This is a genomic window from Alphaproteobacteria bacterium, from assembly GCA_030740435.1.
Classification (GTDB): domain Bacteria; phylum Pseudomonadota; class Alphaproteobacteria; order UBA2966; family UBA2966.
In genome coordinates this window covers 1-21,950 of the sequence record JASLXG010000070.1, presented here as the reverse complement: position 1 = coordinate 21,950, position 21,950 = coordinate 1, and the positions used below count along the sequence as shown (strand labels likewise).

Here is a 21,950-nt window from a genome sequence, read left to right as displayed (position 1 = left end):
CGCGGCCGGCGGGGTGGCGGCGACGGCGTTGCGCAATTCCGCGTGATCGGCAAGGGCCAGCACATCGAACCCGAAATGGCTCAGTTGGTTGCGCACGAGCTCCAGGAAAGCTTCGTCGTCATCGACCAGGATGACGGTCATCGACACCTCGCCGTCGGCCTCACGTGCCGTGACAAGGCTTTCCCAGGCCGCCGCATCGCTGATCGAGAGGCCTTCCTGACCGACGCTTGCCGCCTTGAGAGAGGAGAGCAATCGCCACAGCGCTTCCCGCTCACCGTCATCGAGCGACCGGCCTTGGTCGAGCAATGCCTTCGTCAGGTCGTCCAGTTGCCCGGCGATCTCCGACAGTGCCGCGAAACCGAAGGTACCGGCGGCCCCTCGCAGTTTGTGGCAAAGTCCGTGCAGGGTTTCCAGGGTGCGGGCGGTTTGATCGGCATTGCCGTCCGGCGTCAGCCCGTCCAGGGCCGCCTCCAGATCCCGCAGGCGATCATCCAACCCGGCCTTGAACCCCTCCCTCAAGGCCGCCATCTTGCGGATGACGTCGTCCTTGTCCTCAGCCATGACGCCGCTCCAAGGCTCCGTCGACCTGGTGGGCTGGTATCGCCGGCCCGAAAAGCTTGACTATCAAGAACATCAACGGGACGGTCTCGGATAAGGCACCAGCGTTTAGCCGATCAACGTCAATCTGACAACAGCCCTGCCCAGGTAGACCGATCGATCGAGAAACCGACAAGCCATCGCCTGGCCGCCGTGGCTCAGAGACAGAATCTAGGAGGGAAGGCCCGATGGTCAAGTCGGGATTGCTTACCAGGTATCGATGGCCGGCCGCTTTTTGGTGCCACGGGCGCTTTCCGCTGGTGGTGCCGATTTCAGGCCGTTGACGATCCAGCGCCGCGATTCCATCGGGTCGATGACGTCGTCGATCTCGAAGTGCGAGGCGAAGTTGAGCGCCTTGCCGTCCTGGTAGGCCTGGGCCACCATTTTCTCGAATAGCGCCTGGCGCTCGGCTGCGTTTTCGATGGCCGCCAACTCCTTGCGAAAGCCCAGCTTGACCGCGCCCTCGAGGCCCATGCCGCCGAACTCGCCGGTGGGCCAGGCCACGGTGAAGGCCGGTGCCCGGAAGCTGCCGCCGGCCATGGCCTGGGCGCCCAGGCCGTAGCCCTTGCGCAACACCATGGTGAACAAGGGCACGCTGAGATTGGCGCCGGTGACGAAAAGCCGGCAGCAGTGCCGCACCAGGGCCGTCTTCTCGACCTCGGGCCCGACCATCATGCCGGGCGTGTCGCAAAGCGTCAGCAGCGGGATGTCGAAGGCGTCGCAAAGCTGCATGAAGCGGGCCGCCTTGTCGGCCCCGTCGCTGTCGATGGCACCGGCCAGGTGCGTCGGGTTGTTGGCGATCAGGCCCAGGGGCCGGCCCTCGATACGGATCAACGCCGTCACCATGCCGTGGCCGAAGTGGCGCCTGAGCTTGAGCACGGATCCGGTATCGGCCAAGAGCTCGATGACCTGGCGCACGTCGTAGATGCGCAGGCGGTTCTCGGGGATGACGTGGCGCAGCCGACGCTGGTCGGCGCACTCCCAGTCGGCCAACGCGCCTTGGAAATACGAAAGATACTGCTTCGCCGTCGCCACCGCCTCGGCCTCGTCGGCGACCGGGATGTCGACCACGCCATTGGCCACCTGGACGTCCATGGGCCCCACTTCCTCGGGCCGGAAGACGCCCAGCCCGCCGCCCTCGATCATGGCCGGGCCACCCATGCCGATGGAGGAGTTTTGCGTCGCAATAACGACGTCGCAACAACCCAACAGCGCCGCGTTGCCGGCGAAGCAGCGGCCCGAGTTGATGCCCACCAGCGGCACCTGGCCCGAGAGCTTGCCGAAGAGGTTGAAGGCCAGGCAATCGAGGCCGGCCGGGCTGGGCCAGTCGGTGTCGCCGGGCCGGCCACCGCCGCCCTCGGTGAAGAAGACCAGCGGCAGGCCGAGATCCGCCGCCAGCTCGAACATGCGGTCCTTCTTGTAATGGTTCTTGAAGCCCTGGGTGCCGGCCAGCACGGTGTAGTCATAGGACATCACCACGCAGCGCGCCTCGGCATCGCCGAAATGCTGGCCGTTGACTTGGCCCAAGCCGGTAATCAAACCATCGGCCGGGGTGTTGGCGATCAGATCGTCGACCGAACGGCGCTGGCGCTGGGCGGCGATGACCAGCGCGCCGTATTCCATGAAGCTGCCCTCGTCGCAAAGGTCTTCGACGTTCTCCCGGGCCGTGCGCTGGCCGGTCTTGCGGCGCCGTTCCACCGAAGCCGGGCGGGCCGGGTCCAGCGTTACCTCGTGGCGCTCCAGTACCTCGGCCAGATCGGGGCGGATGGTTTCGAGGTCGATCTCGGCCGACTCTGCCAGCGCCGCCGCCTCGACCTCGCCAGGCTCGATGAAGGCCAGGGGATGGCCCTCGTAAACGGTATCGCCCGCCGCCACCGCGAACTGCCGCACCTGGCCGCTCATCTCGGCCTCGATGACGTGCTCCATCTTCATGGATTCCATCACCAGCAGCGCCTGGCCGGCCTGCACCGGGCCGTTCTCGTCGACCTCGAGGCTGACGATGGTGCCCTGCATGGGAGCAATGACGGGGACGGTGTTTTCGGGACCCGAAACCGCCGGTGCCGGTACCGGTGCCGCCGCCGGAACCTGGCCCGGAGCCGCCGGTCCCTGGCTCTTGCCGTGGTCGAGCACCGCCAGGGGGTCGTTCTGGTCGATGCGAGCGCCGGCCAGCGGCGCCGGCGCGGCAGGCTTGAAATAAAGCCGCTGGTGCTCGGCCGAGCGATCGACCAGCGCCTCCAGGTGTTCCTCGACGAAGCCGGTGTGGCCGCCGGCGGCCTGGAATTCCGGGTGGCGGAGCAGGTTTTGCAGAAAACCCAGATTGTTGGCCACGCCCTCGATGCGGAACTCGCAGAGCCCGCGATAGGCCTTGGCCACCACGTCGGCGAAGTGGGGCGAGGGCGAATGGGCAATCAGCTTGGCCAGCAGGGAATCGAAGTTGGCATTGATGCTGTGCCCGAGGTGGCCGGCGGTATCGGTACGAAGACCGGGGCCGGACGGCGGCTCGAAAGCCGTCAAGGTACCGCTGGCGGGGCGCGGCGTGCCGTCGGGGGCGAGCTGTTCGGCGTTGATGCGCAGCTCGATGGCAAAGCCCTTTGGTTCCGGCACTTGGGCCTGTTCGAGGCCGAGCTCGGCCAGGCTCCGCCCGGCGGCGATTTGGAACTGCAGCTTGACCAGGTCGAGGCCGGTGACGGCTTCCGTTACCGTGTGCTCGACCTGCAGGCGGGGGTTGGCCTCGATGAAGGCGAAGCGGTCGTCGCTCAGCAGGAACTCGAAGGTGCCCAGGTTGAGGAAATCCACGGATTCCGCCAGCGCCACCGCGGCGGCGGCGATCTCCGCCCGGCGGGCGGCCTCCAGGTTGGGGGCTGGTGCCACCTCGGCCAGCTTCTGGTGGCGGCGCTGGATCGAGCATTCGCGCTCGCCGAGCTGGCTTATGGCTTTGCCGTCGCCCACCACCTGGACTTCGACGTGGCGCGCCCGGGCCAGGAACCGTTCGACGTAGACGGCGTCGTTGCCGAAGGCCTTGGCGGCTTCCGAACGGCAGCGCCGGTAGGCCGCCTCGAGCTCGCCGGCCTCCCGGACCTGGCGCATGCCCCGGCCGCCACCGCCGGCCACGGCCTTGATCATGATGGCGCCGTCGGGGCCCAATGCGGCCAGGAACTCGCCGGCCTCATCGAGACTGGTGGGGCCCGAGATGCCGTCCAGCAACGGCACGCCGCGGCTTTCCGCCAGGGCCCGGGCCCGCGCCTTGTCGCCAAAGAGCGCCAAGGTCTCGGGCCGGGGCCCGACGAAAGCAAGACCGGCGGCGGCGCAGCGTTCGGCGAATCCGGCGTTCTCGCTGAGAAAACCATAGCCCGGATGCACGGCGTCGCAGTTTGCCTCGCGGGCGATGGCGATGATCTGCTCGCCGTCGAGGTAGGCGGCGGCGCCGTGGCCGCCGAGCGCCCGGGCCTCGTCCGCCTTGCAGGTGTGCAGTGCCTGGACGTCGTCCTCGGAATAGACGGCGACGGTGCCGAGACCCAGTTCGGCGGCGGCGCGCATGACGCGGATGGCGATCTCGCCCCGATTGGCGACCAGTACGGACTTGAGGCTCATGGCCACGGCTCGCGTTGTTGAAGACCACCCTTGTTTTACGGCGAAGTACCCCCTTTCGCGACAACTTTGCTGCTAAGCTTTTGCCTCTCGCCCATCCATTCCCGCACGGAGGTCACAGTGTCGAAACGTCAGGAATACGCCGTCCCCGGTCTCAACCCGCCGCTCAGCCACTACACCGATGCCGTGCGCTGGGGCGACACCTTGTACATATCCGGCATGGCGCCGGTCGACGAAAACACGGCCCTGGTCGGCGGCGACGACGTGGTGGCCCAGACCGAGCAGGTTTTCGTCAACCTGGAAAAGGCCCTGGCGGCGGCCGATGCCGGCTTTGCCGACGTGCTCAAGGTGGTGGTCTACCTCACCGACATCGACGACCGGAGCAAGATCAACCCGGTGCGCCAGAAGTATTTCGGCGACGCCAAGCCGGCCAGCACCCTGGTCGAGGTCTCGGCGCTGGCGGTGCCCGGCATGAAGGTGGAGATCGAAGCCGTGGCCGGCCTGCCCGATCCGGCATGAGCGAGGACGAACTTCACCTCAGCCTCGACTGGCAGGGTATGCCGGACGAGGAGAAGTTCCATGAACTCGAAGCCCTGCTGCAACAGCTGGCCCGGATCTACGGCCAGGACGTCAGCACGCCCTACCGCTCGATTTACATCGGTGACGGCCTGGTGGCGGCGGCGCGGACGCTGGGTTTTGCCGAGGATCCGCGCTTTCTCAAGGCCCTGGTCAGCGCCCACCGGCCCGTGGACGGCGAATACCAGTTCCGCCGCGCTTGGCGCTTCCATACGCTCTGCTGGGCGGCCGAACAGGCGCTGGCCACGGCCGGCGATTTCGTCGAGCTTGGCGCCTATCTCGGTTTCAGCGCACGGGTGGTTTACAACTATGTCGATTTCGCTGCATCGGGCCGCCGTTATTATCTCTTCGACACCTTCAGCGGTACGCCCGAGGGTATGCGCAACGAATCCTTCGTCTCGGAACAGGAATATGTGGCCCAGGCCGAAGAGATCGCGCGCCAGCGCTTCGCCGGCTGTGCCGAGGTCGATATCGTGCCCGGCAGCGTGCCCTCATCAATCCCCGACGCCCGCCCCGAACGCATCGCTTTCGCCCATCTCGACATGATCTCGGCGGCGGCCGAGGTGGCGGCCATGGAAAAGATCTGGCCGCGCCTTTCGCCCGGTGCCGTGGTGATCATGCAGTGCTATGCCTTGCGCGTCTTTCGCGAACAGTAAGAGGCCCTCAAGGCCTGGGCCCAGGGCATCGGCGTGCCCATCCTCGAGCTACCCACGGGACAGGGCGTCTTGATCAAGCCGGCGCGGTGACAGCCCCCACCGATAGCGTTAGAGTCCGGTCGATAAAAGGGAGGCGAGCATGGAACCTGTGGCGATTACCGGCCTGGGCGTGATTTCCTCGATCGGCCAGGACGTCGAGACCTTCTGCGATAATCTGATGGCGGCCAAGGCCGCGGTGGGACCGACGCCCTGGAACAATGAAGCGGGCATGGAGAACGTCTGGATCTCGCTGGTCGAGGGCTTCCAGCCGCTCGACTGGATGGATGAGCGCGTGGCCGCCGGCAGCGATCCCTTCGCCCAGTACATGATCGCCGCCGCCGTGCAGGCCGTGGAAGCCTCGGGCATCGAGGAGTTCGATCCCTTCCGCACCGGCGTCGTCATGGGCACCTGCCAGAGCGGTGCCGAGAGCCTCTGCGACGCCCAGCGGAGCTACGACGAACGCGGTGCAGACGGCGTGCCGCGCAAGCTGCAGATCATGGCCTGGCCCAACATGGCGGCCGGCCAGATCTCTCTGCGCTGGGGCCTGCACGGGCCGCTGTTGACGGTCTCGACAGCCTGCGCCTCGTCGGTCGACGCCATGGGCCTGGCGGCGCGCATGATCAATGCCGGCCAGGCCGACGTCATCATCGCCGGCGGCGGCGACAGCGCCCGATCGCTGATCATCACGCTGTCGGCCGGGCTTTACGGCATGTACACGCGCCAGCCCGATCCCAAGCTCGCTTGTCTGCCCTTCGACATCAAGCGTAACGGCATCATGGGCGGCGAGGGCGCCGGCGTGGTGATTTTGGAAAGCGCCGAACACGCCGCCCAGCGCGGCGCCCGGGTGCACGGCTACATCCGCGGCTACGGCCAGATGGCCGATGGCACCCACCCCTCCTCGCCCGAGCCCGACGGCAAATACGAGGCCATGACCATGGCCATGGCCATCAAGGACGCCGGCCTCCGCGGCGGCGCTGCAGAGGTCGACGGCGTGGTGGCCCACGGCACCGCCACGACGGTCGGCGACACGGCCGAGATCCGCGCCATCAACAGCCTGCACCAGGAACGCGACACCACGCTGCGCGTGGCGTCCGTCAAGGGCCACGTCGGCCATACCGTCTCGGCGGCCGGGGCCATGAATTTGATGGCGGCGCTCAGAAGCATGGAAATCGACGCCTTCGTGCCCACCGCCGGCACCACCGAGGTCGACCCCGAGGCCGAATTCGAGGTGGTCACGCGCCGGCCCTCGGAGGGGCCAGTCAACGTGGTCCAGGTCAACGGCTTCGGCTTCGGCGGCCAGAACGCCTCGCTGATCGTCACCCGGGCGTAGCCCGCGAATGCCTCGGCCGGGCTTTGCGGCCTGGCTTGCGGAGATGTTTGTGATTAGGTACGGCCAGGTAATTTACAAAAACATGCGCATGACATATGCTCATAAAAGCCTAGGAAGAATGCGATGCCCAATGCGCGTGCCCGTAAAAAGCCCACCAATCTGTCCTTGGACACGGCTCTTCTGGCGGAAGCCCGGGAATTGAACGTCAATCTTTCGCAGGCCGCCGAATTGGGCCTGCGGCGGCAAATCGCCAAAACCAAGGGGGAAAAATGGCGGCGGGAAAACGCCGGTGCCGTGGAAAGCTCCAATCGGTGGGTGGAAACCCATGGCCTGCCCCTCGACCGGTACCGCCAATTCTGATGGCGAAATATGACGTCTACCCGAACCCGGAGGGAGCGGGCTATCTGCTGGACACGCAGACCGATCTGCTTGATGGCCTGAACACCCGGGTCGTGGTCCCCCTGTTGCCGGCCAACCTTGCCCCGGCCCCCGCCCAACGGCTCAATCCGTCGTTTGTGATCGACGGCCTGACAGTTGTCATGGTCACGCAATTTCTTGCCGCCGTCCCGGCGTCGATTTTGGCAACCCCGGTTGCCAACCTCTCCCGGAGCTTCGCCGACATCACCAATGCCTTGGATATGGTCTTCCAGGGATTTTGAGCCAGCCGGCCGTGCCAGCAAGGTACAGCAGGTGAACGATTCCCTGCGGCTGCGGCTTCGGCTTCGACGGCCAGAACGCCTCGCTGATCGTCACCCGGCAATAGGGCGAAAAAAGGTTCTTCCCCTGTTTCCGGGAAGGCCCGCGTGGGCGAGGTACTTCGGCTGGTGGCCAAGCCAAGAACGCTCGCCGCTGGGCAGACCGAAAGCAAGGGCTTCCGGTCGCATATGAGCGTGGGGAGCCGCCGCCGCCTCAAGTAGCCACTCACTATGTTCGCTGGGCTACTTGACCCGGTCGTCTGCCAGCCCTTGATTGATATTCCTTTGTTCGACCCCAGCGGCCATTCCTTCGTCCCGACCTGAGCATGCGCGGCCGCCGCGCGCAGGGTCGGTCAACGATGGCCGAAGGCCACCGCGCCAGCGGCGCCGCAGGCATCGTTGAGGGAGCCGAGCACGGTGGCATCCTGGGATCGCCGGGGTGCCCCACGCTCCCCGGTATTGGGTGAAGAACCCGAAAAAAGCCCCCTCCCCATCCCTCCCCGCAAGCGGGAGAGGGAGAAAAAAAGGCAAACGGCGAAGTAACTAAAAGGGCGCCGTGCGCCCGCCGTGCGCCTACTTTTCCGGCGCCGGGTTGGCGCCCATCACGGCCTTGACCTCGAGGAATTCCTCGAAGCCGTGGTCGCCCCATTCGCGGCCGTTGCCGGATTGCTTGTAGCCGCCGAAGGGGGCGCCGAAGTCGGGGCCGGCACCGTTGACGTGGACGGAGCCCGTGCGCAGGCGCCGGGCCACGGCGTTGGCGTGGTCGAGATCGCCCGACTGGACGTAGCCGCAGAGCCCATAAGGCGTGTCGTTGGCGATGCGCACGGCGTCTTCCTCGTCCTCGTAGGGCAGGATGGCAAGGACGGGTCCGAAGATTTCCTCCCGCGCGATGGTCATGTCGTTCCGCACGTTGGCGAAGATCGTGGGCCGCACGTAGTAGCCCTTGTTGAAGCCCTCGGGGCGGCCCGGGCCGCCGGCCACCAATTCGGCCCCTTCCTCGATGCCCTGCTGGATCAGGCCCTGGATCTTGTCGAACTGGACGACCGAGACCACCGGCCCGATCTTGGTGTCCTCGGCAAAGGGATCGCCGACCCGGATCTTGTCGGCCGTGGCCCGGGCGATCTCGACCGCCTCGTCGTGCTTGGCCTTGGGCACCAGCATGCGCGTCGGCGCGTTGCAGGACTGGCCGGAATTGCCCATGCAGCCGAAGACGCCGCCCGATACCGCCTTCTTGAGGTCGGCATCATCGAGCACGATGTTGGCCGACTTGCCGCCCAATTCCTGGGCCACGCGCTTGACACTGGGCGCCGCGGCCTGGGCCACCTGGATGCCGGCCCGGGTCGAGCCGGTGAACGACACCATGTCGATGCCGGGATGGCCCGAGATGGCGGCGCCGACGGTCAGCCCATTGCCGTTGACGACGTTGAAGACACCGGCCGGCAGGCCGGCGGCGTCGAGGATCTCGGTCAATAGCATGGCGTTGAAGGGAGCCACTTCGCTGGGCTTGAGCACGATGGTGCAGCCTGCCGCGAGCGCCGGCGCCACTTTGATGGCGATCTGGTTGACCGGCCAGTTCCAGGGCGTGATGAAGCCGCAGACGCCGATGGGCTCCTTGCGCACCCGGGTGGTGCCGCGGTTCTCTTCGAATTCGTAGCCCTTAAGGATCCGCTTGGCCTGCTTGAAGTGGGCCAGGCCGGTGGCCGCCTGGGCGGCCTTGGAGAAACTGAGCGGCGCGCCCATCTCTTGGCTGATGATCTCGGCCATTTCGTCATAGCGCGACTGATAGACCTCGATGATCTTGTCGAAAAGTGCTGTGCGCTCTTCGACGCTGGTCTGGGAGAAGCTCTCGAAAGCGGCCTGGGCCGCCGCCACGGCCTGGTCGACGTCGGCCGCCGATCCCATGGCGATGCGGCCCATGGGCTCTTCGCTAGCCGGGTTGATGACATCCAAGGTCTGGGCCTGGACGGGGTCGACCCAGCGGCCGTCGATGTAGAACTGGAGACACTCTTTCATGGCGTCCTCTTCCTGTGCAGAAATTTTGGTTTTGTGGCGCGCCGGCGGCAAGCAACCGGGACATCCGAAACTGTCATATTTCGGGGGGGCGCCGCCAGTGCCAATTGGCGCTGGCCGAGCGAGTCAGCTCAGTGCTGCCACATGGGTACGACCCGGCTTTCCAACTGGCGTTGGCGGCGGCGCGGCAGAGCGGCCAGGAAGTCGATCTCGGTCAACTCTTCGATCGCATCGACACTGATGCGGAACTCCCGGGGCTGGCGGCCCTTGAGCCGGCGGTTGGGCAGCAGGAAGGAAAGGGCGCGTTCACTGCGGGGGTGGTAGACGATTTTGTAGAAGGCGGCCGGCACCGCCACCCGGTTGGCGCCGATGGTTTTGTCGGCGGGCACGTTGATTTCGGGCGCCTGGTATACCGGCCCGGTGATGACGATCAGACGCTCGCGGGTGGGCAGCAGATCCCTGACATACTCTTCAAGTTGGCGCCAGACACCGCGATTGAAACCGACACCGACCTGGGGCGCCATGTTGGAGAGATAGAAGCTCTCGTCCATCATGGGTTGGCCCGATTTGAAATCGGCGGCCGGGGCCTGGTGGCCACGGTCGTAGCCGCTGCCCTTGTAATCGCCAAGGGTGGCGCGGTGCTCGGCGGGCAGGTCCGGATCCGACTTGAAAGTCGATTTCTTGCGCGTGGCCCCGCCCTCGATCTGCTCGGCGGTCAGCGCCTCCAGCACCCAATCGGATATGCGGGTGTCGTTGTTATGAGCCAGCAGGTAGCCCTGGCGGCAGAGCAGCGTCGGTGGCGCGCCGTCGGCCTTGGCGAAATGCACGGGCAGGCCGACATCGCTGTAGAGCGGTTTGCAGTCCTCCAACGGCCGCGCCCCGGCGGCGAGGGCGCAAAGCCCGACAGCGATAAGGGCGAGCAGGGCAGCGAGGCGGCGCGCGATCATTGCCTCCACTCCCTATTCCGGCCGCTTGCCGATGCCCTTCGAAATCACGAAACTGCCGCCGCTGACGCCGATCAGGCCCAGTACGGAGGGCGGGATTTCGAGCAAAGTTCCGCTCTCGATGCACAGCACCAGATAGAGCCCGGCGATAACGAAGGTGAAGATCAGGAACTGAAAGCGCGACAGCGATGCCTTGGGGTGCGGATCCGGGCCACCGGTGTCGGCACTGGTCTCGCAGATCAGATAATCGAGCTTGATCTTGTCGCTGAACACCTTCCACAGCACCGCCAGGGCAAATCCCAGGATGATGAGGCTGAGGACTAGGCTGACGCCGATGGCTATGGTGCTTGGGGTCATGACGTACCTCCCTTGCCGAGGCGCCGGAACAGCTTGCCGGCGAGATAGAGCGCGTTGCTGCCGAGCACGGCCGCAGTGAGAAATTGGGGCGGCTCGGGCAGTGAACCGAGCTCGCCGGCGGTCGCTATTTCGCTCCCGGCGCTGGCGACGTAGAACCCTATTCCCGCCAGGAAAACCACCAGCATCTGCAGCCGCTCGGGATCAATGGCGCCGCCTCGCCTGCCGCCCAGCAGCCCCGTGCTGCGGATGCGGCCGTCCAGCAGGCGGTAGCAAACCAAGGCCGCAAAGGCAGCCATCCAGATGAGCAGGCCAATGCGGAGAAAATTCGCGACATCGGAACTCGTAAGAAGCATTTTGGAACTTTATCAGAAATGTTTACGCCGAAACACAACAAATTAGACGTATCAATGAAGTTTGCAACTATTACCGAGCTTCACAAATGCCGTTACAGCTTATAATAGGGGCTGGCAGGCGCCAGGCTGGACAACCGGGGCGGCCCTGCGCTTATGTTCGGCCATGAACGACATCGAAAGCCGCATCCACGACATTCTCGAGGCCTCGGGCCTGGCCTACGAGATCATCGAGTGCGATCCCGAACTGGCCGACACGGCCGTCTTTTGCGCCCACTACGGCTACGCGTCCGAGCACTCGGCCAATGCCATCGTCGTGCGCTCCAAGGGCGGCGAGGTGAGTTACGCCGCCTGCCTGGTGCTGGCGCCCACGCGGCTCGACGTGAACAAGGTAGTGCGCAAGAAACTGGGGGCGCGCAAGGCATCCTTCGCTTCGCCCGAGGAAACCCGCCAGATCACCGGCATGGAGATCGGCGGCGTCACGCCCATCTGCCTGCCGGCCGGGCTGCCGCTCTGGGTCGACGCCCGCATCATGGCGCTCGACTACGTCATCCTGGGCGGCGGCAACCGTTCGACCAAGCTCATCGTCGATCCCAAGATTTTCGCCGCCACCCCGGAAACCGAGGTGGTCGAGGATCTGGCGAAAGAGCTGGCGGGGTAAGAGGGGCCGCCGTGCGGCCTAGTTCTCCAGCACCACGCGGCCCACCACCTGGCCGGCGCGCAGGTCCTCGAGCGACTGCGAGGCCTGGTCCATGGGCCGCTCGCTGACCGGAATGGCTGCGACCTGGCCGCTCTGCACCAGCTCCGCCAGTTCCGCCATGTCGCCCGGCGTACCCACCAGCGAGCCCATGATGGTCATGGCCTTGAAGGGGATCAGCGGAAGCGCCGTGCGAAATTCGCCGCCGAAGAGGCCGACGATGATGTACTTGCCGCCCATGCGCAGCGCTCGCGTTCCGTACTGGGCCGTGGCTTCGGCGCCGACGAAGTCGATCACCGCGGCGGCGCCGCCGGTGCGTTTGGCGAATTCCTTCGAGGCCTCTCTGTCCTCGGGATCCAAGACCTCGCTGGCGCCAGCATCAAGGGCGGCCTGGCGGCGGCCCGGGTCGATGTCGACCACCACCGGCTGGACACCCAGTGCGGCTTTGCAAAATCGCACGCCCATCAGGCCGACGCCGCCGGCGCCGATCAGCATCACCGTGTCGCCATCCCTCAGCGGCAGCGCTTTCTTCAGTGCCCCATAGGCAGTGAGGCCGGAACAGGCATAGGTGCAGGCCAGGGCATCGGGCACGCCGGAGAAGTCGTAGAGGTACTTGCCGTCGGGCACCAGCACGTAATCGGAAAAGCCGCCGTCTACGTTGACGCCCAGGTTACGCGGCCGGGAGCAGAGGTTCTCCTCGCCTCCGGCGCAGACCGAACACTTGCCACAGCCAATCCAGGGATAAACGACGCGCGTGTCGCCGATGCTCGCCCCCTCCGCCTCGGGGCCCAGGGCCACCACTTCGCCGATGATCTCGTGGCCCGGGGTGAAGGGAATGATGGCCGAGACCTTGCCCAGTTCCATCTTGCGCCCGCCGCCCATATCGAACGAGCCCTCCCAGAGGTGGACGTCGGAGTGGCAGACGCCGCAGGCCTTGATCTTGACCAGGACCTCGGCCCCCTGGGGCTCGGGCGTCTGCAAATCCCGCGCTTCCAGCGCCGCCCCGTATTCCACCACCTGATAGCTTTTCATGACGTCTTCCTCGTTCTGTATTCATTGCGGAGGGGGATACAGGATTAATTTGGCGCCCGCAAGCTCGCCTCCCGGATGGCCCGCCAGACCCTCTCCGGCGTCGCCGGCATGTCGATATCCTGAACGCCCAAGGGCGCCAGGGCGTCGAGGAGCGCCAGCATCACCGCCGGTAGGGCGCCGGTGGTGCCGGCTTCGCCGCAGCCCTTGACGCCGAGCGGATTGCTGGTTGCCGGCACCGGGTGCGAGTGGAACTCGATGGGCGGCATGTGGTCGGCCCGGGGCAGGGCAAAATCCATGAACGAGCCCGTCAGCAGCTGGCCGTCGGGGTCGTAGACCACGTCTTCCATCAGCACCTGGCCCAGGCCCTGGGCGATGCCGCCCTGGACTTGGCCTTCGACCAGCAGGGGATTGACGATGGTGCCGAAGTTGTCGACCACAACGTAAGACAGCACCGCCACCTCGCCGCTCTCGGGGTCGATCTCCAGTTCGCAGACGTGGCAGCCGTTGGGGAAGGTCGAGGGCGGCGTGTCTTCGACCAGGGCTACGTCGAGCTCGCCGGGGTGGCCGGCGGCCAGATCCGGGAGCGTGATGCGCCGGTCGGTACCGACGACGCCGAAGTGGCCGGCCTGGAATTCGATGTCGGCCTGGGCCGCCTCGAAGTGGCGGGCCGCCAGCAGCCCGCCCTTGGCAATGACCTGGCCGGCCGCTTTCACGATGGCGCTGCCGCTCGACACCAGCGAGCGCGAGCCGCCGGTGCCGCCGCCGTGCAGCAACTCGTCGCTGTCTTTTTGCAAGAGATCGATCTTCCCGAACGGCAACCCCAGGCGTTGGGCCAGGACCTGGGCGAAGGCCGTGGCGTGGCCCTGGCCGTAGTCCAGGGTGCCGGTAACGATGGTGACGTCGCCACCCGGTCCGAATCGAATCCCGCCCATCTCGCGGCTCGGCGCCGCCGTCGCTTCAAGGTAGCAGGCCAGGCCGCGGCCGCGCAGCCGGTTTCGCGACCGGCTTTCGGCCTGACGTGCGGCAAAGCCCGGCCAGTCGGCTTTTTCCAAGGCACTCTCGAGCACGGCGGGAAAGTCGCCGCTGTCGTATTCCAGGCCCGAGGGCGCCCGGTAGGGGATGGCCTGGGGCGGGATCAGGTTCTGGCGCCTAAGTTCGGCCGGGTCGCGGCCCAGCTCGCGGGCCGCCGCGTCGACCAGGCGCTCCATGATGTAGTTGCCCTCGGGCCGGCCGGCACCCCGGTAGGGCCCGATGGGCACGGTGTTGGTGAAGACGCAGCGGGTGCGGATGGCCATCAGCGGGGTTTGGTAAAGGCTGGGGGCGTTGCGCTCGATGCTGATGGTGGTCATCAGCGGGCCGTAGGTGGTGAGGTAGGCACCCAAATTCGCCAGTCCTTCGATGCGCAGCGCCAGGAAGTTGCCCTCGGCGTCGAGGGCAAGCTCGGCTCTGAAGACCGCCTCGCGGGCCTGCTGATCCGAAAGAAAACTGCCGGCCCGGTCGTCGCTCCACTTGAGCGGCCGGCCCAGCACCCGGGCGGCGTGCAGGATGGCCAGGTATTCGGGATAGAGCGCCGACTTCATGCCGAACGAGCCGCCCACGTCGTGGCTCAGCACCCGGAAGCGCTCCGGCGCCACCTCGGGCAGGCTTTGGGCCAGGTCCTGGCGCATGGCGAAAACACCCTGGCAACCGACATGGAGGACAAAACGGCCGTCGGCGGCGGCGTAGGCGGCCAGGGCGCCGCGGGGCTCGGTGGTGGCCACGGCCGTGCGGTTGACAGCCAGGCGCCGGCGCACCACATGGGCGGCTCCGGCGAAGGCTTGTTCGACGGCCGCGAAATCGCCCGAACGCCAGTCCAGGCAGAGGTTGGGAACCTCGTCGTGGACCTGCACGGCATTCGCCGCCAGCGCCGCCTCGGGATCGGTGACCACGGGCAGGGGCTCGATCTCCAGGCCGATGGCCTCGGCGCCGTCGCGCGCGGCATGGACGCTTTCGCCGACCACCAGGGCCAGGGCCTCGCCAACGTGGTTGACGCGGCCGCGGGCCAGGGCCCAGCGCTGGGGCACGGCCGGCGGGCTGCCGTCGTGGCTGGTGAGCGGGAGCGTGAAGGGGAAGGGTGCAACTCCGGCCTCGGCCAGGTCGCCGCCGGTAAAGACCGCGACGACGCCGGGTGTGGCCAAGGCCGGTGCGGTGTTCAGGGTGCGCACACGATCCCGTGGGCCAGGGGCGAGCGCAGCACGAAGCCATGATATTGGCCCGGCAGGTCGATGTCGTCGGTGTAACGGCCGCCGCCGCGCAGCAGCCTGGGATCCTCCTTGCGGGGCACAGGTTGGCCGATGGCGAATTTCGCCGCCATCAGGGGCAACCGGGTTGGCCGGCCAGGGCGGCGGCCTCGCGGGCAACGCTGGCGCGCCAGTCGACGACGGTACCGAAGACGTCGAACATCGGGGCTTCGATGTCATTCATATCGATCTCGAAACCAGTTAGCGGCGGCTCGGGCGGTTGGGCAGGAGTACCACGGCGATGGCGCCGGCGACCAGCACCAGCGCCGCGAAGTCGAGCGCACCGGGCCGCTCTCCCAGCGCCAGAGCGCCGCTAATCACGCCGAGCACGGGAATCATCAGGGTGCTGATGGTGGAGGTGGCGACGGGCACACTGAGCACGACGCGAAACCAAACCCAGTAGCAGAAGATCGAGGCCACCAGCATGTTGTAGAGCACCGCCAGGGCTGGCCATAGCGTCACCGGGCCGATCATGGTGTCCTGCATCAGCGCCATGGTCACGATGGGAATCACGCCGATGACTTGCTGCCAGGCCACCAGCACGGTCGGCGTCATGGTGAAGCGGTAGTATTTGACGGCCACCGTGCCGCCGGCCCAACTGATGGCCGCGCCGACCACCAGCAGCGCCCCTAGCGGAGCCGCGCCCAGGGCTCGGATGTCGCCGGCCAGCAGCAGCGCCATGCCGCTCAGGCCCAGGCCAAGCCCCAGCACCTGGCGCCGGCCCAGGCGCTCGCCGAGCACGAAGCTACCGATCACGGTGGCCCACAGCGGCATGGTGAAAGCCAGGATGGCGGCCCGGCCCGAGGCCATCAGGCCGAGGCCGAAAAGGATCAGCACGTTCCAGAGCGTGATGTTCAAGAGCGCCGCCACCACCAGGCCGAGGCGCTCGCCCACCGGTACCCTGAGCGAAGCGCCGCCGGCCCGGGCGATGGCAAAAAGCCCGATGGCGCCGGTGACGCTGGCCAGGGCACGGAAGGTCCAGACCGAGAATTCGCTTAGGCCCACCTTCATGATCGGCCAGTTGATGCCCCAGAAGAAGGTCAACCCGATCAACAGCAAAAGCGTACTTCGGTTCATGGCGGCGCGATGATCGCGGATCAAAGCCGGGCCGGCAAGCGGCGCCGTTCAGGCGCCGGCAAACTATCAGGAAAAGACGGTTGCGCTGGCGACTTTGGCGACCAGGCGTTCGGGGGGCAACCAGCAGGTCACCGTGGTGCCCCGACCCGGCTGGCTCTCGATGGCCATCTGCCCGCCGTGGCGGGCGATGATGGCTTTGGCTACCGGCAGGCCGAGATCGGTGCCTTCGATGCGCCGCACGGTGGGATCGGCGGCCCGGTCATAGGCCGTCAGTGCCGCGTCGATATCTTCGTCGTTCATGCCGATGCCGGTATCGCTGACGCTGACGGTCAGGCCGCCGCCCGGGCCCAGCGCCAGGCGGAGTGTGACGCTGCCACCGGCCGGGGTGTACTTGATGGCGTTGGAGAGCAGATTGAGCAGTACTTGGCGCATCATGCGCTGGTCGGCGCGCAGTCGCGGTAGGTCGTCGGCCGCCACCATCCCCAGTTCGAGCCCGGCGACGGAGCCGCCATTGTCGACGAGGCGCAAGGCGATTTCGGCCATTTCGGACAGGTCGACCTCTTCTTCCACCAGTTCGACCTCATCCGCCTCGATCTTGGAGAGGTCGAGGATATCGTTGATGAGTTCCAGCAGGTGGCGGCCGGAAAGCTGGATGATGTCGAGGTACTCGCGCTGCTTGTCGAGCAATTCGCCGACGTGGCCGCCGCGCAGCACGTCGGCAAAGCCGATGATGGCATTGAGCGGCGTGCGCAGCTCGTGGCTCATGCCGGAAAGAAACTTGCTTTTGGCGATGTTGGCCGAGACGGCCACATCAAGGGCGGTCTGACGTCCCGTCTCGCGGGCCTTGCGGGCGCTGATGTCCTGCATCATGCAGATCAAGACGTTGCGGTCGTCGCCGCGGCGTTCGAACGTATGGGCGCTGATGCGCTGGCCCACCTCCTGGACCACCATTTCCATCGGGAAGCTGCGCCCGCTGCCCTCCCGGCCCGCCACCTCGCGGGGTCTGCCGCGGCCGTCGGCGCCCAGGCCCTGGCGCAGGTAGCCCAACGCCTCGGCCGTGAATTCGGGGCGTTCGAGCTCGGGCAGCAGCAACCCCACGGGCCTGCCGATGATCTCATCGGCGGGGCGGCCAAAGAGCTTTTCCGCCGCCGGATTGAAGAGCCGCACCCGGGCTCCGCTGTCGACCACCAGGATGGCATGGTAGCTGGCCTCCTGGACGCTGCGCATGAGCCGGCGCTGGTGCACCAGGGCCATGCTCTGGGAAAAGATCCGCAGCGCTTGGCGTTCGCTAGCCAGCAGCGTCGACAGCAGGTAGCAGAGCGCCAGCGTGACGGCCCAGGGTACGGTGTCGACGATCACCGGCGCCAGCGCCTGGGTGGCCAGCGCAGCCAGCGCCAGCAGGGCCGTCTGGGCCGCCAGCACCATCAGACCGCGGCGCCACGACCAGCCCACGAACATAAAGCCCAGCAGCGCCAGGCCGAAGATCCCGGCGCTGACGAAAAGTTCATCGAGCCGCCCCAGCGCCCGGCCCTGCACCAGCGATTCGTAGCCCAGGTAGTGGATTACGGAGCCGGGGAGCGCGCGATGAAGCGGCGTCGCCAAGCGATCCCCCAACTCCGCCGCCGTGGCCCCGACGATGACCTGGCGGCCAGCCACCAGCCGCGCATCGAACTGGCCGCGCAGCACACGGGCAAAGGAAAGCCGGGTCAGACTGGCCGGAGCGATGCCGTAGTCGATGTGGAAGGGGCCGCTTGATCCGGCTCCGCTCCCGGCCAGCAGCGCCGCCAGCGTCGGCACCGGGGTGCCGTCCCAGTCGTAGGAGCGTCGCAAGCGGCGCACCAGGCCGTCGCCCTCGGGCTCGACGTTGATCGAAGCCAGGGCAGTGTGGCGGCCGAAGCGTTCGAGCGGCAAGGTGCGCCGCAGTGCCACCTGGCCGCCGGAGCGGTCGTACTGCTGGAACACCGGCAGCACCGCACGCTCGCCGGCCGCCGCCAGGGAGCGCTCGAAGGCGGCATCCTCGCCGGCCTTTGATCGCGAGCTGAAGTCGATGGCAAAGGCCACCCGGGAAGCGCCGGCGGCCAGCAGGTTGTCGAGCACCCGGGCATGGTAGTGCCGCGGCCAGGGCCAGGTATCGAGTTCGGCCAGGCTGGAGGCATCGATGGTCACCAGAGCGGCACCGCGGCCGGCGTCCCTTTCCAGCAGCCACATGCGCAAGTCCGTCCAACGCCGTTCAGAGGGCTCGAACAGGCCGAGCAGAAAGCCCGCCGTCACGGCGGCCGCCACCAACAGGTATGGCAAACGCGCCTTCATGCGCGGTTTCGCCTGAGCATTTGCGTTCCCTTATCCGGCATTGGCATTGCCGCCACCATTGCCGCCGCCACCGCCGCCACCGCCGCCACCGCCGCCACCGCCGCCTTTGCCACCGCCGCTGTTGTCCTTGTTGCCGCTGTTACCGCTGCTGCCGCTGGAGCCACTGCTGCCGCTGCTGCCGCTGGAGCCACTACTGCCGCTGCTGCCGCTCGAGCCACCACCGGCGCTAGCACCTGAGGCACCACCCGAATTACCTCCGGCGTTGCCGCCCGAATTACCTCCGGCGTTGCCGCCCGAATTACCTCCGGCGTTGCCGCTCGAATTACCTCCGGCGGTGCCGCCTGAATTACCTCCGGCGTTGCCGCCTGATCCGCTGCCACCTGAGGCGCCGCCACCGTTACCGCCGCCATTGCCGCCGCCACCCGAAGCGCCGCCGCCGGAACTGCCCCCGCCCGAGGCGCCACCGCCGCCCGAAGCACCGCCGCCGTTACCGCCGCCATTGCCGCCGCCGCCCGATGAGCCACCGCCGTTACCGCCGCCATTGCCACCACCGCCCGAGGCGCCACCGCCGTTGCCACCGCCACCGGAGCCACCTCCGCCTCCGCCTCCGCCGCCGCCGGAACCGCCACCACCGCCGCCACCGCCGGAGCCACCTCCGCCACCGCCACCGGAACCACCGCCGCCTCCGGAGCCGCCTCCGCCTTCACCATCACCGCCGTCGGCACCTCCGCCGCCACCGCTTCCCGGTCCCCCACCGCCACCCGGTCCGCCGCCGGTACCCGGTCCACCGCTATTGCCGCCGTTATTGCCACCGCCGCTGCCCGGTCCCTGACCGCTGGCCGCGCCGGCAGCGGCGGCTGCAGCATTGGCGGCCGAGGCGCCGGGCGGCGCCGTGGCGGCAGGGGTTGCCGGTGCGGGCGGTGCCGGGGGCGCTGGCGGTGCCGGGGGGGCCGGGGGGGCCGGGGGTGCGGGGGGCGCCGCCGTCGTCGGTACCACCGAGACGCCGGAACCGGGGGCAGCCGAAACCGCGGCGGTCATGCCGATCGAGACGTCGACGCCTTCGCCGCCGGCCGAGGGCGATACCGAGACGGTGCCCTCGCTGACGCTGACGCTGGCCCCGGCCGTCGAGACGTCGACCGAGAAGGTGGTTCCCTTGACGCCGGCGACCAGGAAGGGCGTCAGCACCTGGAAGCGGCGGCTGGGCCGGGTTTGGACGTTGTAAAGCGCGCGGCCGGTGCTTTGCAGGATGGTCACCGGAGTTTCGTTGAGCGAGGCCGGCGAAGGGCCCACGGGGGCGATGGTGATGCGGCTGTTGGGCGACACCACCATGCGATCCTTGCCCCGCGCCAGGGTGGCGCTGGCGCCCCGGCCGGTCTTGACCGAGCCGTAAACCGAGACCCGCGTGCCGCGTTTGGCCACGGCCCAGTTGTTCCATGTGTTGTCGCCGGCTTTGGTCTGCACCGGGCCGTTGACGGTCACCACCGTCCATTCGCCGAAGCCAAAGAGACCGATGTCGTCACCGCTGCTCGTCGGCGTCCACAGCAGTCCCAGGCCGGCAACTACCAAGCCCGCTGTTGCCAGGCGATCGAGGAATTTCCAAAACGACTTCATCGATACGCCCGTCTCCCGCCAATCCGGAATCGTCCTCGGACTCAAAAAAGTTGGCTACTTGTGCGAACGCCGAAATGCCAGATCTTCACAATCAAAACGAAAATGTCCTGAGAATTTCTTCCTCTTTCAATGCCCCTACTTACCGTAACTACAGTACCACAGTTGCGATCGAGGTTGTGGGAAATCGTGTCCAAAACGAACAAGGATCAGTATGGCATCGACCCTTCCGTAGCTCGTTTCCCGCACCGGCGCCGTCCAGGCTCGGATTTCTAACCGGCTCACGGCCTGCTATCGTCCGGGCCGCAACGCACCAGGGAGGTAATGATGAACAGACTCGAAGGCAAGCGCATCCTGGTCAGCGGTGCCGGCAGCGGTATCGGCCGCGCCGCGGCCTTCCTGTTCGCCCGCGAAGGCGCGTCCGTGGCCCTGGCCGAGATCAACGCCGAGGCCGGCCAGGCCGCGGCCGCGGCCATCGAGGCAGCCGGCGGCCGGGCCCTCTTTGTCGAGACCGACGTCGCCGACGAAGCCAGCTTTGGTGCCGCCCTGGCGGCCACCGTGGCGGCCTTCGGCGGCCTCGACGTGCTCTACAACAACGCCGGCGGCGCCACGGCCCGCGACGGCCGCATCAGCGAGATCGCGCTCGACGAGTTCTGGCGCACCATCGGCGTCGATCTTTTCGGCACCTTCCTGGGCTGCCGCCTGGCGATCCCGTACCTCGAGGCGGCCGGCGGCGGCTCGATAATCAACACCACCTCGATCCGGGCCCTCACCGCCACCCAAGGCGCCGACGCCTACACCGCGGCCAAGGGCGGCGTGTTGACGCTGACCAAGGCGCTGGCCCAGGAACTGGCGCCCCAGGGCATCCGGGTCAACGCCATCGCGCCCGGCGTGGTCGGCACCGAACGGGTGCTGGCCATGATCTCGGACGACAACCCAATCGTGCAGAAAAGCCTGCTCGGTATTTGCGCTCCCGAGGACGTGGCTTGGATGGCGCTCTATCTCGCCTCCGACGAAAGCCGCCGCGTCACCGGCGCCATCCTGCCGGTCGATTCCGGCGCCAGCGCGGTTTAGTTGTTTTGTTTGACGGGATCCGCCCTACCGCCGTTCTTCCTCGAAGTCTTCGGTTGAGATGTCGAAGACCTGCAGCGCGTCCTGCAGATAATCGGCCAGCAACGGCATGCTGAGCAGATAATCGGCGGTGTGTTCGGTGCGCCGTTCGCGGGCCAGGCGGAGCAATTCGGGCCATTCATCCTCGGCGCTATCGCGTCCCAGCCAGGCCAGGGCGATCAGCTCATGCTGGTCGTCGAAGCTGAGGCCGTCGATGAATTCCTTGAGCTCGTTGTAAGTGGGATCGCGCTCGTGTTCGTCGTGGATGCCGCGATCCAGAGCCTCCTCGTCGAGATCGTCGAGGTCGACCGGCTGTTCCTCGGTTTCGTCCGCACCCTCGATGAGGTCGTCGGCGGCCTGCATCTGTCGCGCTCTGAAGACGATGTGGCAGACGACTTCCGGCTTGATCTCGATCATCGCTCACGCTCAGCTTTTCTTCTCTGCCTCCCCTGCTTTCATGCTGACTGCCATTGCCCCGGGACGCAAGCCTGGATCTCAGGAACTGAGATCCAGGCTTGCTTTTTTTCGCTCACGGCGGCGGACTGTTGGTCCGCTGCCTGCGCGGGCGCGGTGTGCCAGGCATGGCGCACGGTGCGAAAGCACCATTTGCCGGGCTGTGGTGGCCCGGCGACGACTTGGGGGTGGAAGTCCCCTACGGACCCTGGTGACGGGAACCGTTAGCTGTACGCAAGGGC

At 67.0% G+C, this 21,950-nt stretch carries 18 protein-coding genes and 1 pseudogene; 7 read left to right on the top strand and 12 right to left on the bottom strand.

Annotated features, from left to right (window positions below; all coding sequences use genetic code 11):
- The coding region (locus QGG75_08305; GenBank protein MDP6067238.1) for an Hpt domain-containing protein at window positions 1–561 on the bottom strand (561 nt) is incomplete at its 3' end.
- 243 nt (window positions 562–804) lie between these two features.
- Window positions 805–4,188 (bottom strand): carboxyl transferase domain-containing protein, encoded by a 3,384-nt coding sequence (locus QGG75_08300; protein MDP6067237.1) that lies wholly within the window; start codon window positions 4,186–4,188, stop codon window positions 805–807.
- A 117-nt stretch (window positions 4,189–4,305) separates the two neighbouring features.
- Here QGG75_08300 and QGG75_08295 point away from each other — a divergent pair, with 117 nt between their 5' ends.
- The 5 genes from QGG75_08295 to QGG75_08275 all read left to right on the top strand — a co-directional run bounded on the left by QGG75_08295 (window position 4,306) and on the right by QGG75_08275 (window position 7,445).
- Window positions 4,306–4,704 (top strand): RidA family protein, encoded by a 399-nt coding sequence (locus QGG75_08295; GenBank protein ID MDP6067236.1) that lies wholly within the window; start codon window positions 4,306–4,308, stop codon window positions 4,702–4,704.
- Window positions 4,701–5,417, top strand: coding sequence for a class I SAM-dependent methyltransferase (locus QGG75_08290; protein MDP6067235.1), 717 nt, complete (start codon window positions 4,701–4,703; stop codon window positions 5,415–5,417). The genes QGG75_08295 and QGG75_08290 overlap by 4 nt, the downstream gene beginning before the upstream one ends.
- 139 nt (window positions 5,418–5,556) lie before the next feature.
- Window positions 5,557–6,786: a beta-ketoacyl-[acyl-carrier-protein] synthase family protein gene (locus tag QGG75_08285; GenBank protein ID MDP6067234.1), complete on the top strand. Its 1,230-nt coding sequence runs from the start codon at window positions 5,557–5,559 to the stop codon at window positions 6,784–6,786.
- Window positions 6,787–6,909: 123 nt separating this feature from the next.
- Complete coding sequence (locus QGG75_08280; GenBank protein MDP6067233.1) at window positions 6,910–7,146, top strand: type II toxin-antitoxin system CcdA family antitoxin; 237 nt, start codon at window positions 6,910–6,912, stop codon at window positions 7,144–7,146.
- Window positions 7,146–7,445 (top strand): CcdB family protein, encoded by a 300-nt coding sequence (locus QGG75_08275; GenBank protein MDP6067232.1) that lies wholly within the window; start codon window positions 7,146–7,148, stop codon window positions 7,443–7,445. The genes QGG75_08280 and QGG75_08275 overlap by 1 nt, the downstream gene beginning before the upstream one ends.
- Before the next feature lie 609 nt (window positions 7,446–8,054).
- Here the strand turns inward: QGG75_08275 and QGG75_08270 are convergent.
- The 4 genes from QGG75_08270 to QGG75_08255 form a co-directional block, all read right to left on the bottom strand.
- Entirely contained in the window at window positions 8,055–9,494 is a 1,440-nt protein-coding gene (locus tag QGG75_08270; GenBank protein MDP6067231.1) for an aldehyde dehydrogenase family protein, read from the bottom strand.
- Window positions 9,495–9,622: 128 nt separating this feature from the next.
- Window positions 9,623–10,438: a DNA/RNA non-specific endonuclease gene (locus tag QGG75_08265; protein ID MDP6067230.1), complete on the bottom strand. Its 816-nt coding sequence runs from the start codon at window positions 10,436–10,438 to the stop codon at window positions 9,623–9,625.
- Between the two features lie 12 nt (window positions 10,439–10,450).
- Entirely contained in the window at window positions 10,451–10,792 is a 342-nt protein-coding gene (locus QGG75_08260; GenBank protein ID MDP6067229.1) for a hypothetical protein, read from the bottom strand.
- The gene (locus tag QGG75_08255) at window positions 10,789–11,088 is read right to left on the bottom strand and encodes a hypothetical protein (GenBank protein ID MDP6067228.1); all 300 of its coding nucleotides are present in this window, start codon (window positions 11,086–11,088) and stop codon (window positions 10,789–10,791) included. The genes QGG75_08260 and QGG75_08255 overlap by 4 nt, the downstream gene beginning before the upstream one ends.
- A gap of 220 nt (window positions 11,089–11,308) precedes the next feature.
- Between QGG75_08255 and QGG75_08250 the strand changes: the two genes are divergently transcribed.
- Window positions 11,309–11,803: a YbaK/EbsC family protein gene (locus QGG75_08250; GenBank protein MDP6067227.1), complete on the top strand. Its 495-nt coding sequence runs from the start codon at window positions 11,309–11,311 to the stop codon at window positions 11,801–11,803.
- 18 nt (window positions 11,804–11,821) lie between these two features.
- On the opposite strand, the gene QGG75_08245 is transcribed toward QGG75_08250, so the two are convergent.
- From QGG75_08245 to QGG75_08225, 5 genes and pseudogenes are all read right to left on the bottom strand, one after another.
- Window positions 11,822–12,871 (bottom strand): alcohol dehydrogenase, encoded by a 1,050-nt coding sequence (locus QGG75_08245; GenBank protein MDP6067226.1) that lies wholly within the window; start codon window positions 12,869–12,871, stop codon window positions 11,822–11,824.
- 44 nt (window positions 12,872–12,915) lie between these two features.
- Window positions 12,916–15,224 (bottom strand): annotated as a pseudogene (locus QGG75_08240) (xanthine dehydrogenase family protein molybdopterin-binding subunit).
- Window positions 15,225–15,351: 127 nt separating this feature from the next.
- Complete coding sequence (locus QGG75_08235; protein MDP6067225.1) at window positions 15,352–16,227, bottom strand: DMT family transporter; 876 nt, start codon at window positions 16,225–16,227, stop codon at window positions 15,352–15,354.
- Window positions 16,228–16,293: 66 nt separating this feature from the next.
- Complete coding sequence (locus QGG75_08230; GenBank protein MDP6067224.1) at window positions 16,294–18,537, bottom strand: CHASE2 domain-containing protein; 2,244 nt, start codon at window positions 18,535–18,537, stop codon at window positions 16,294–16,296.
- A gap of 30 nt (window positions 18,538–18,567) precedes the next feature.
- Window positions 18,568–20,148, bottom strand: coding sequence for a FecR family protein (locus QGG75_08225; protein MDP6067223.1), 1,581 nt, complete (start codon window positions 20,146–20,148; stop codon window positions 18,568–18,570).
- Between the two features lie 324 nt (window positions 20,149–20,472).
- Here QGG75_08225 and QGG75_08220 point away from each other — a divergent pair, with 324 nt between their 5' ends.
- Window positions 20,473–21,219, top strand: coding sequence for an SDR family NAD(P)-dependent oxidoreductase (locus QGG75_08220; protein ID MDP6067222.1), 747 nt, complete (start codon window positions 20,473–20,475; stop codon window positions 21,217–21,219).
- A 24-nt stretch (window positions 21,220–21,243) separates the two neighbouring features.
- Here QGG75_08220 and QGG75_08215 read toward each other — a convergent pair whose 3' ends face one another.
- Window positions 21,244–21,672: a DUF3775 domain-containing protein gene (locus QGG75_08215; GenBank protein MDP6067221.1), complete on the bottom strand. Its 429-nt coding sequence runs from the start codon at window positions 21,670–21,672 to the stop codon at window positions 21,244–21,246.
- Between the last annotated feature and the right edge of the window lie 278 nt (window positions 21,673–21,950).

Excerpts from the sequence above, each read along its gene's own strand:
- QGG75_08260 (MDP6067229.1), bottom strand. The coding sequence starts at position 10,792 with ATGACCCCAAGCACCATAGCCATCGGCGTCAGCCTAGTCCTCAGCCTC.
- QGG75_08270 (MDP6067231.1), bottom strand. The coding sequence starts at position 9,494 with ATGAAAGAGTGTCTCCAGTTCTACATCGACGGCCGCTGGGTCGACCCC.
- QGG75_08230 (MDP6067224.1), bottom strand. The coding sequence starts at position 18,537 with ATGAAGGCGCGTTTGCCATACCTGTTGGTGGCGGCCGCCGTGACGGCG.
- QGG75_08245 (MDP6067226.1), bottom strand. The coding sequence starts at position 12,871 with ATGAAAAGCTATCAGGTGGTGGAATACGGGGCGGCGCTGGAAGCGCGG.
- QGG75_08300 (MDP6067237.1), bottom strand. The coding sequence starts at position 4,188 with ATGAGCCTCAAGTCCGTACTGGTCGCCAATCGGGGCGAGATCGCCATC.
- QGG75_08280 (MDP6067233.1), top strand. The coding sequence starts at position 6,910 with ATGCCCAATGCGCGTGCCCGTAAAAAGCCCACCAATCTGTCCTTGGAC.
- QGG75_08250 (MDP6067227.1), top strand. The coding sequence starts at position 11,309 with ATGAACGACATCGAAAGCCGCATCCACGACATTCTCGAGGCCTCGGGC.
- QGG75_08275 (MDP6067232.1), top strand. The coding sequence starts at position 7,146 with ATGGCGAAATATGACGTCTACCCGAACCCGGAGGGAGCGGGCTATCTG.
- QGG75_08235 (MDP6067225.1), bottom strand. The coding sequence starts at position 16,227 with ATGAACCGAAGTACGCTTTTGCTGTTGATCGGGTTGACCTTCTTCTGG.
- QGG75_08255 (MDP6067228.1), bottom strand. The coding sequence starts at position 11,088 with ATGGCTGCCTTTGCGGCCTTGGTTTGCTACCGCCTGCTGGACGGCCGC.
- QGG75_08265 (MDP6067230.1), bottom strand. The coding sequence starts at position 10,438 with ATGATCGCGCGCCGCCTCGCTGCCCTGCTCGCCCTTATCGCTGTCGGG.
- QGG75_08225 (MDP6067223.1), bottom strand. The coding sequence starts at position 20,148 with ATGAAGTCGTTTTGGAAATTCCTCGATCGCCTGGCAACAGCGGGCTTG.
- QGG75_08290 (MDP6067235.1), top strand. The coding sequence starts at position 4,701 with ATGAGCGAGGACGAACTTCACCTCAGCCTCGACTGGCAGGGTATGCCG.
- QGG75_08220 (MDP6067222.1), top strand. The coding sequence starts at position 20,473 with ATGAACAGACTCGAAGGCAAGCGCATCCTGGTCAGCGGTGCCGGCAGC.
- QGG75_08215 (MDP6067221.1), bottom strand. The coding sequence starts at position 21,672 with ATGATCGAGATCAAGCCGGAAGTCGTCTGCCACATCGTCTTCAGAGCG.
- QGG75_08285 (MDP6067234.1), top strand. The coding sequence starts at position 5,557 with ATGGAACCTGTGGCGATTACCGGCCTGGGCGTGATTTCCTCGATCGGC.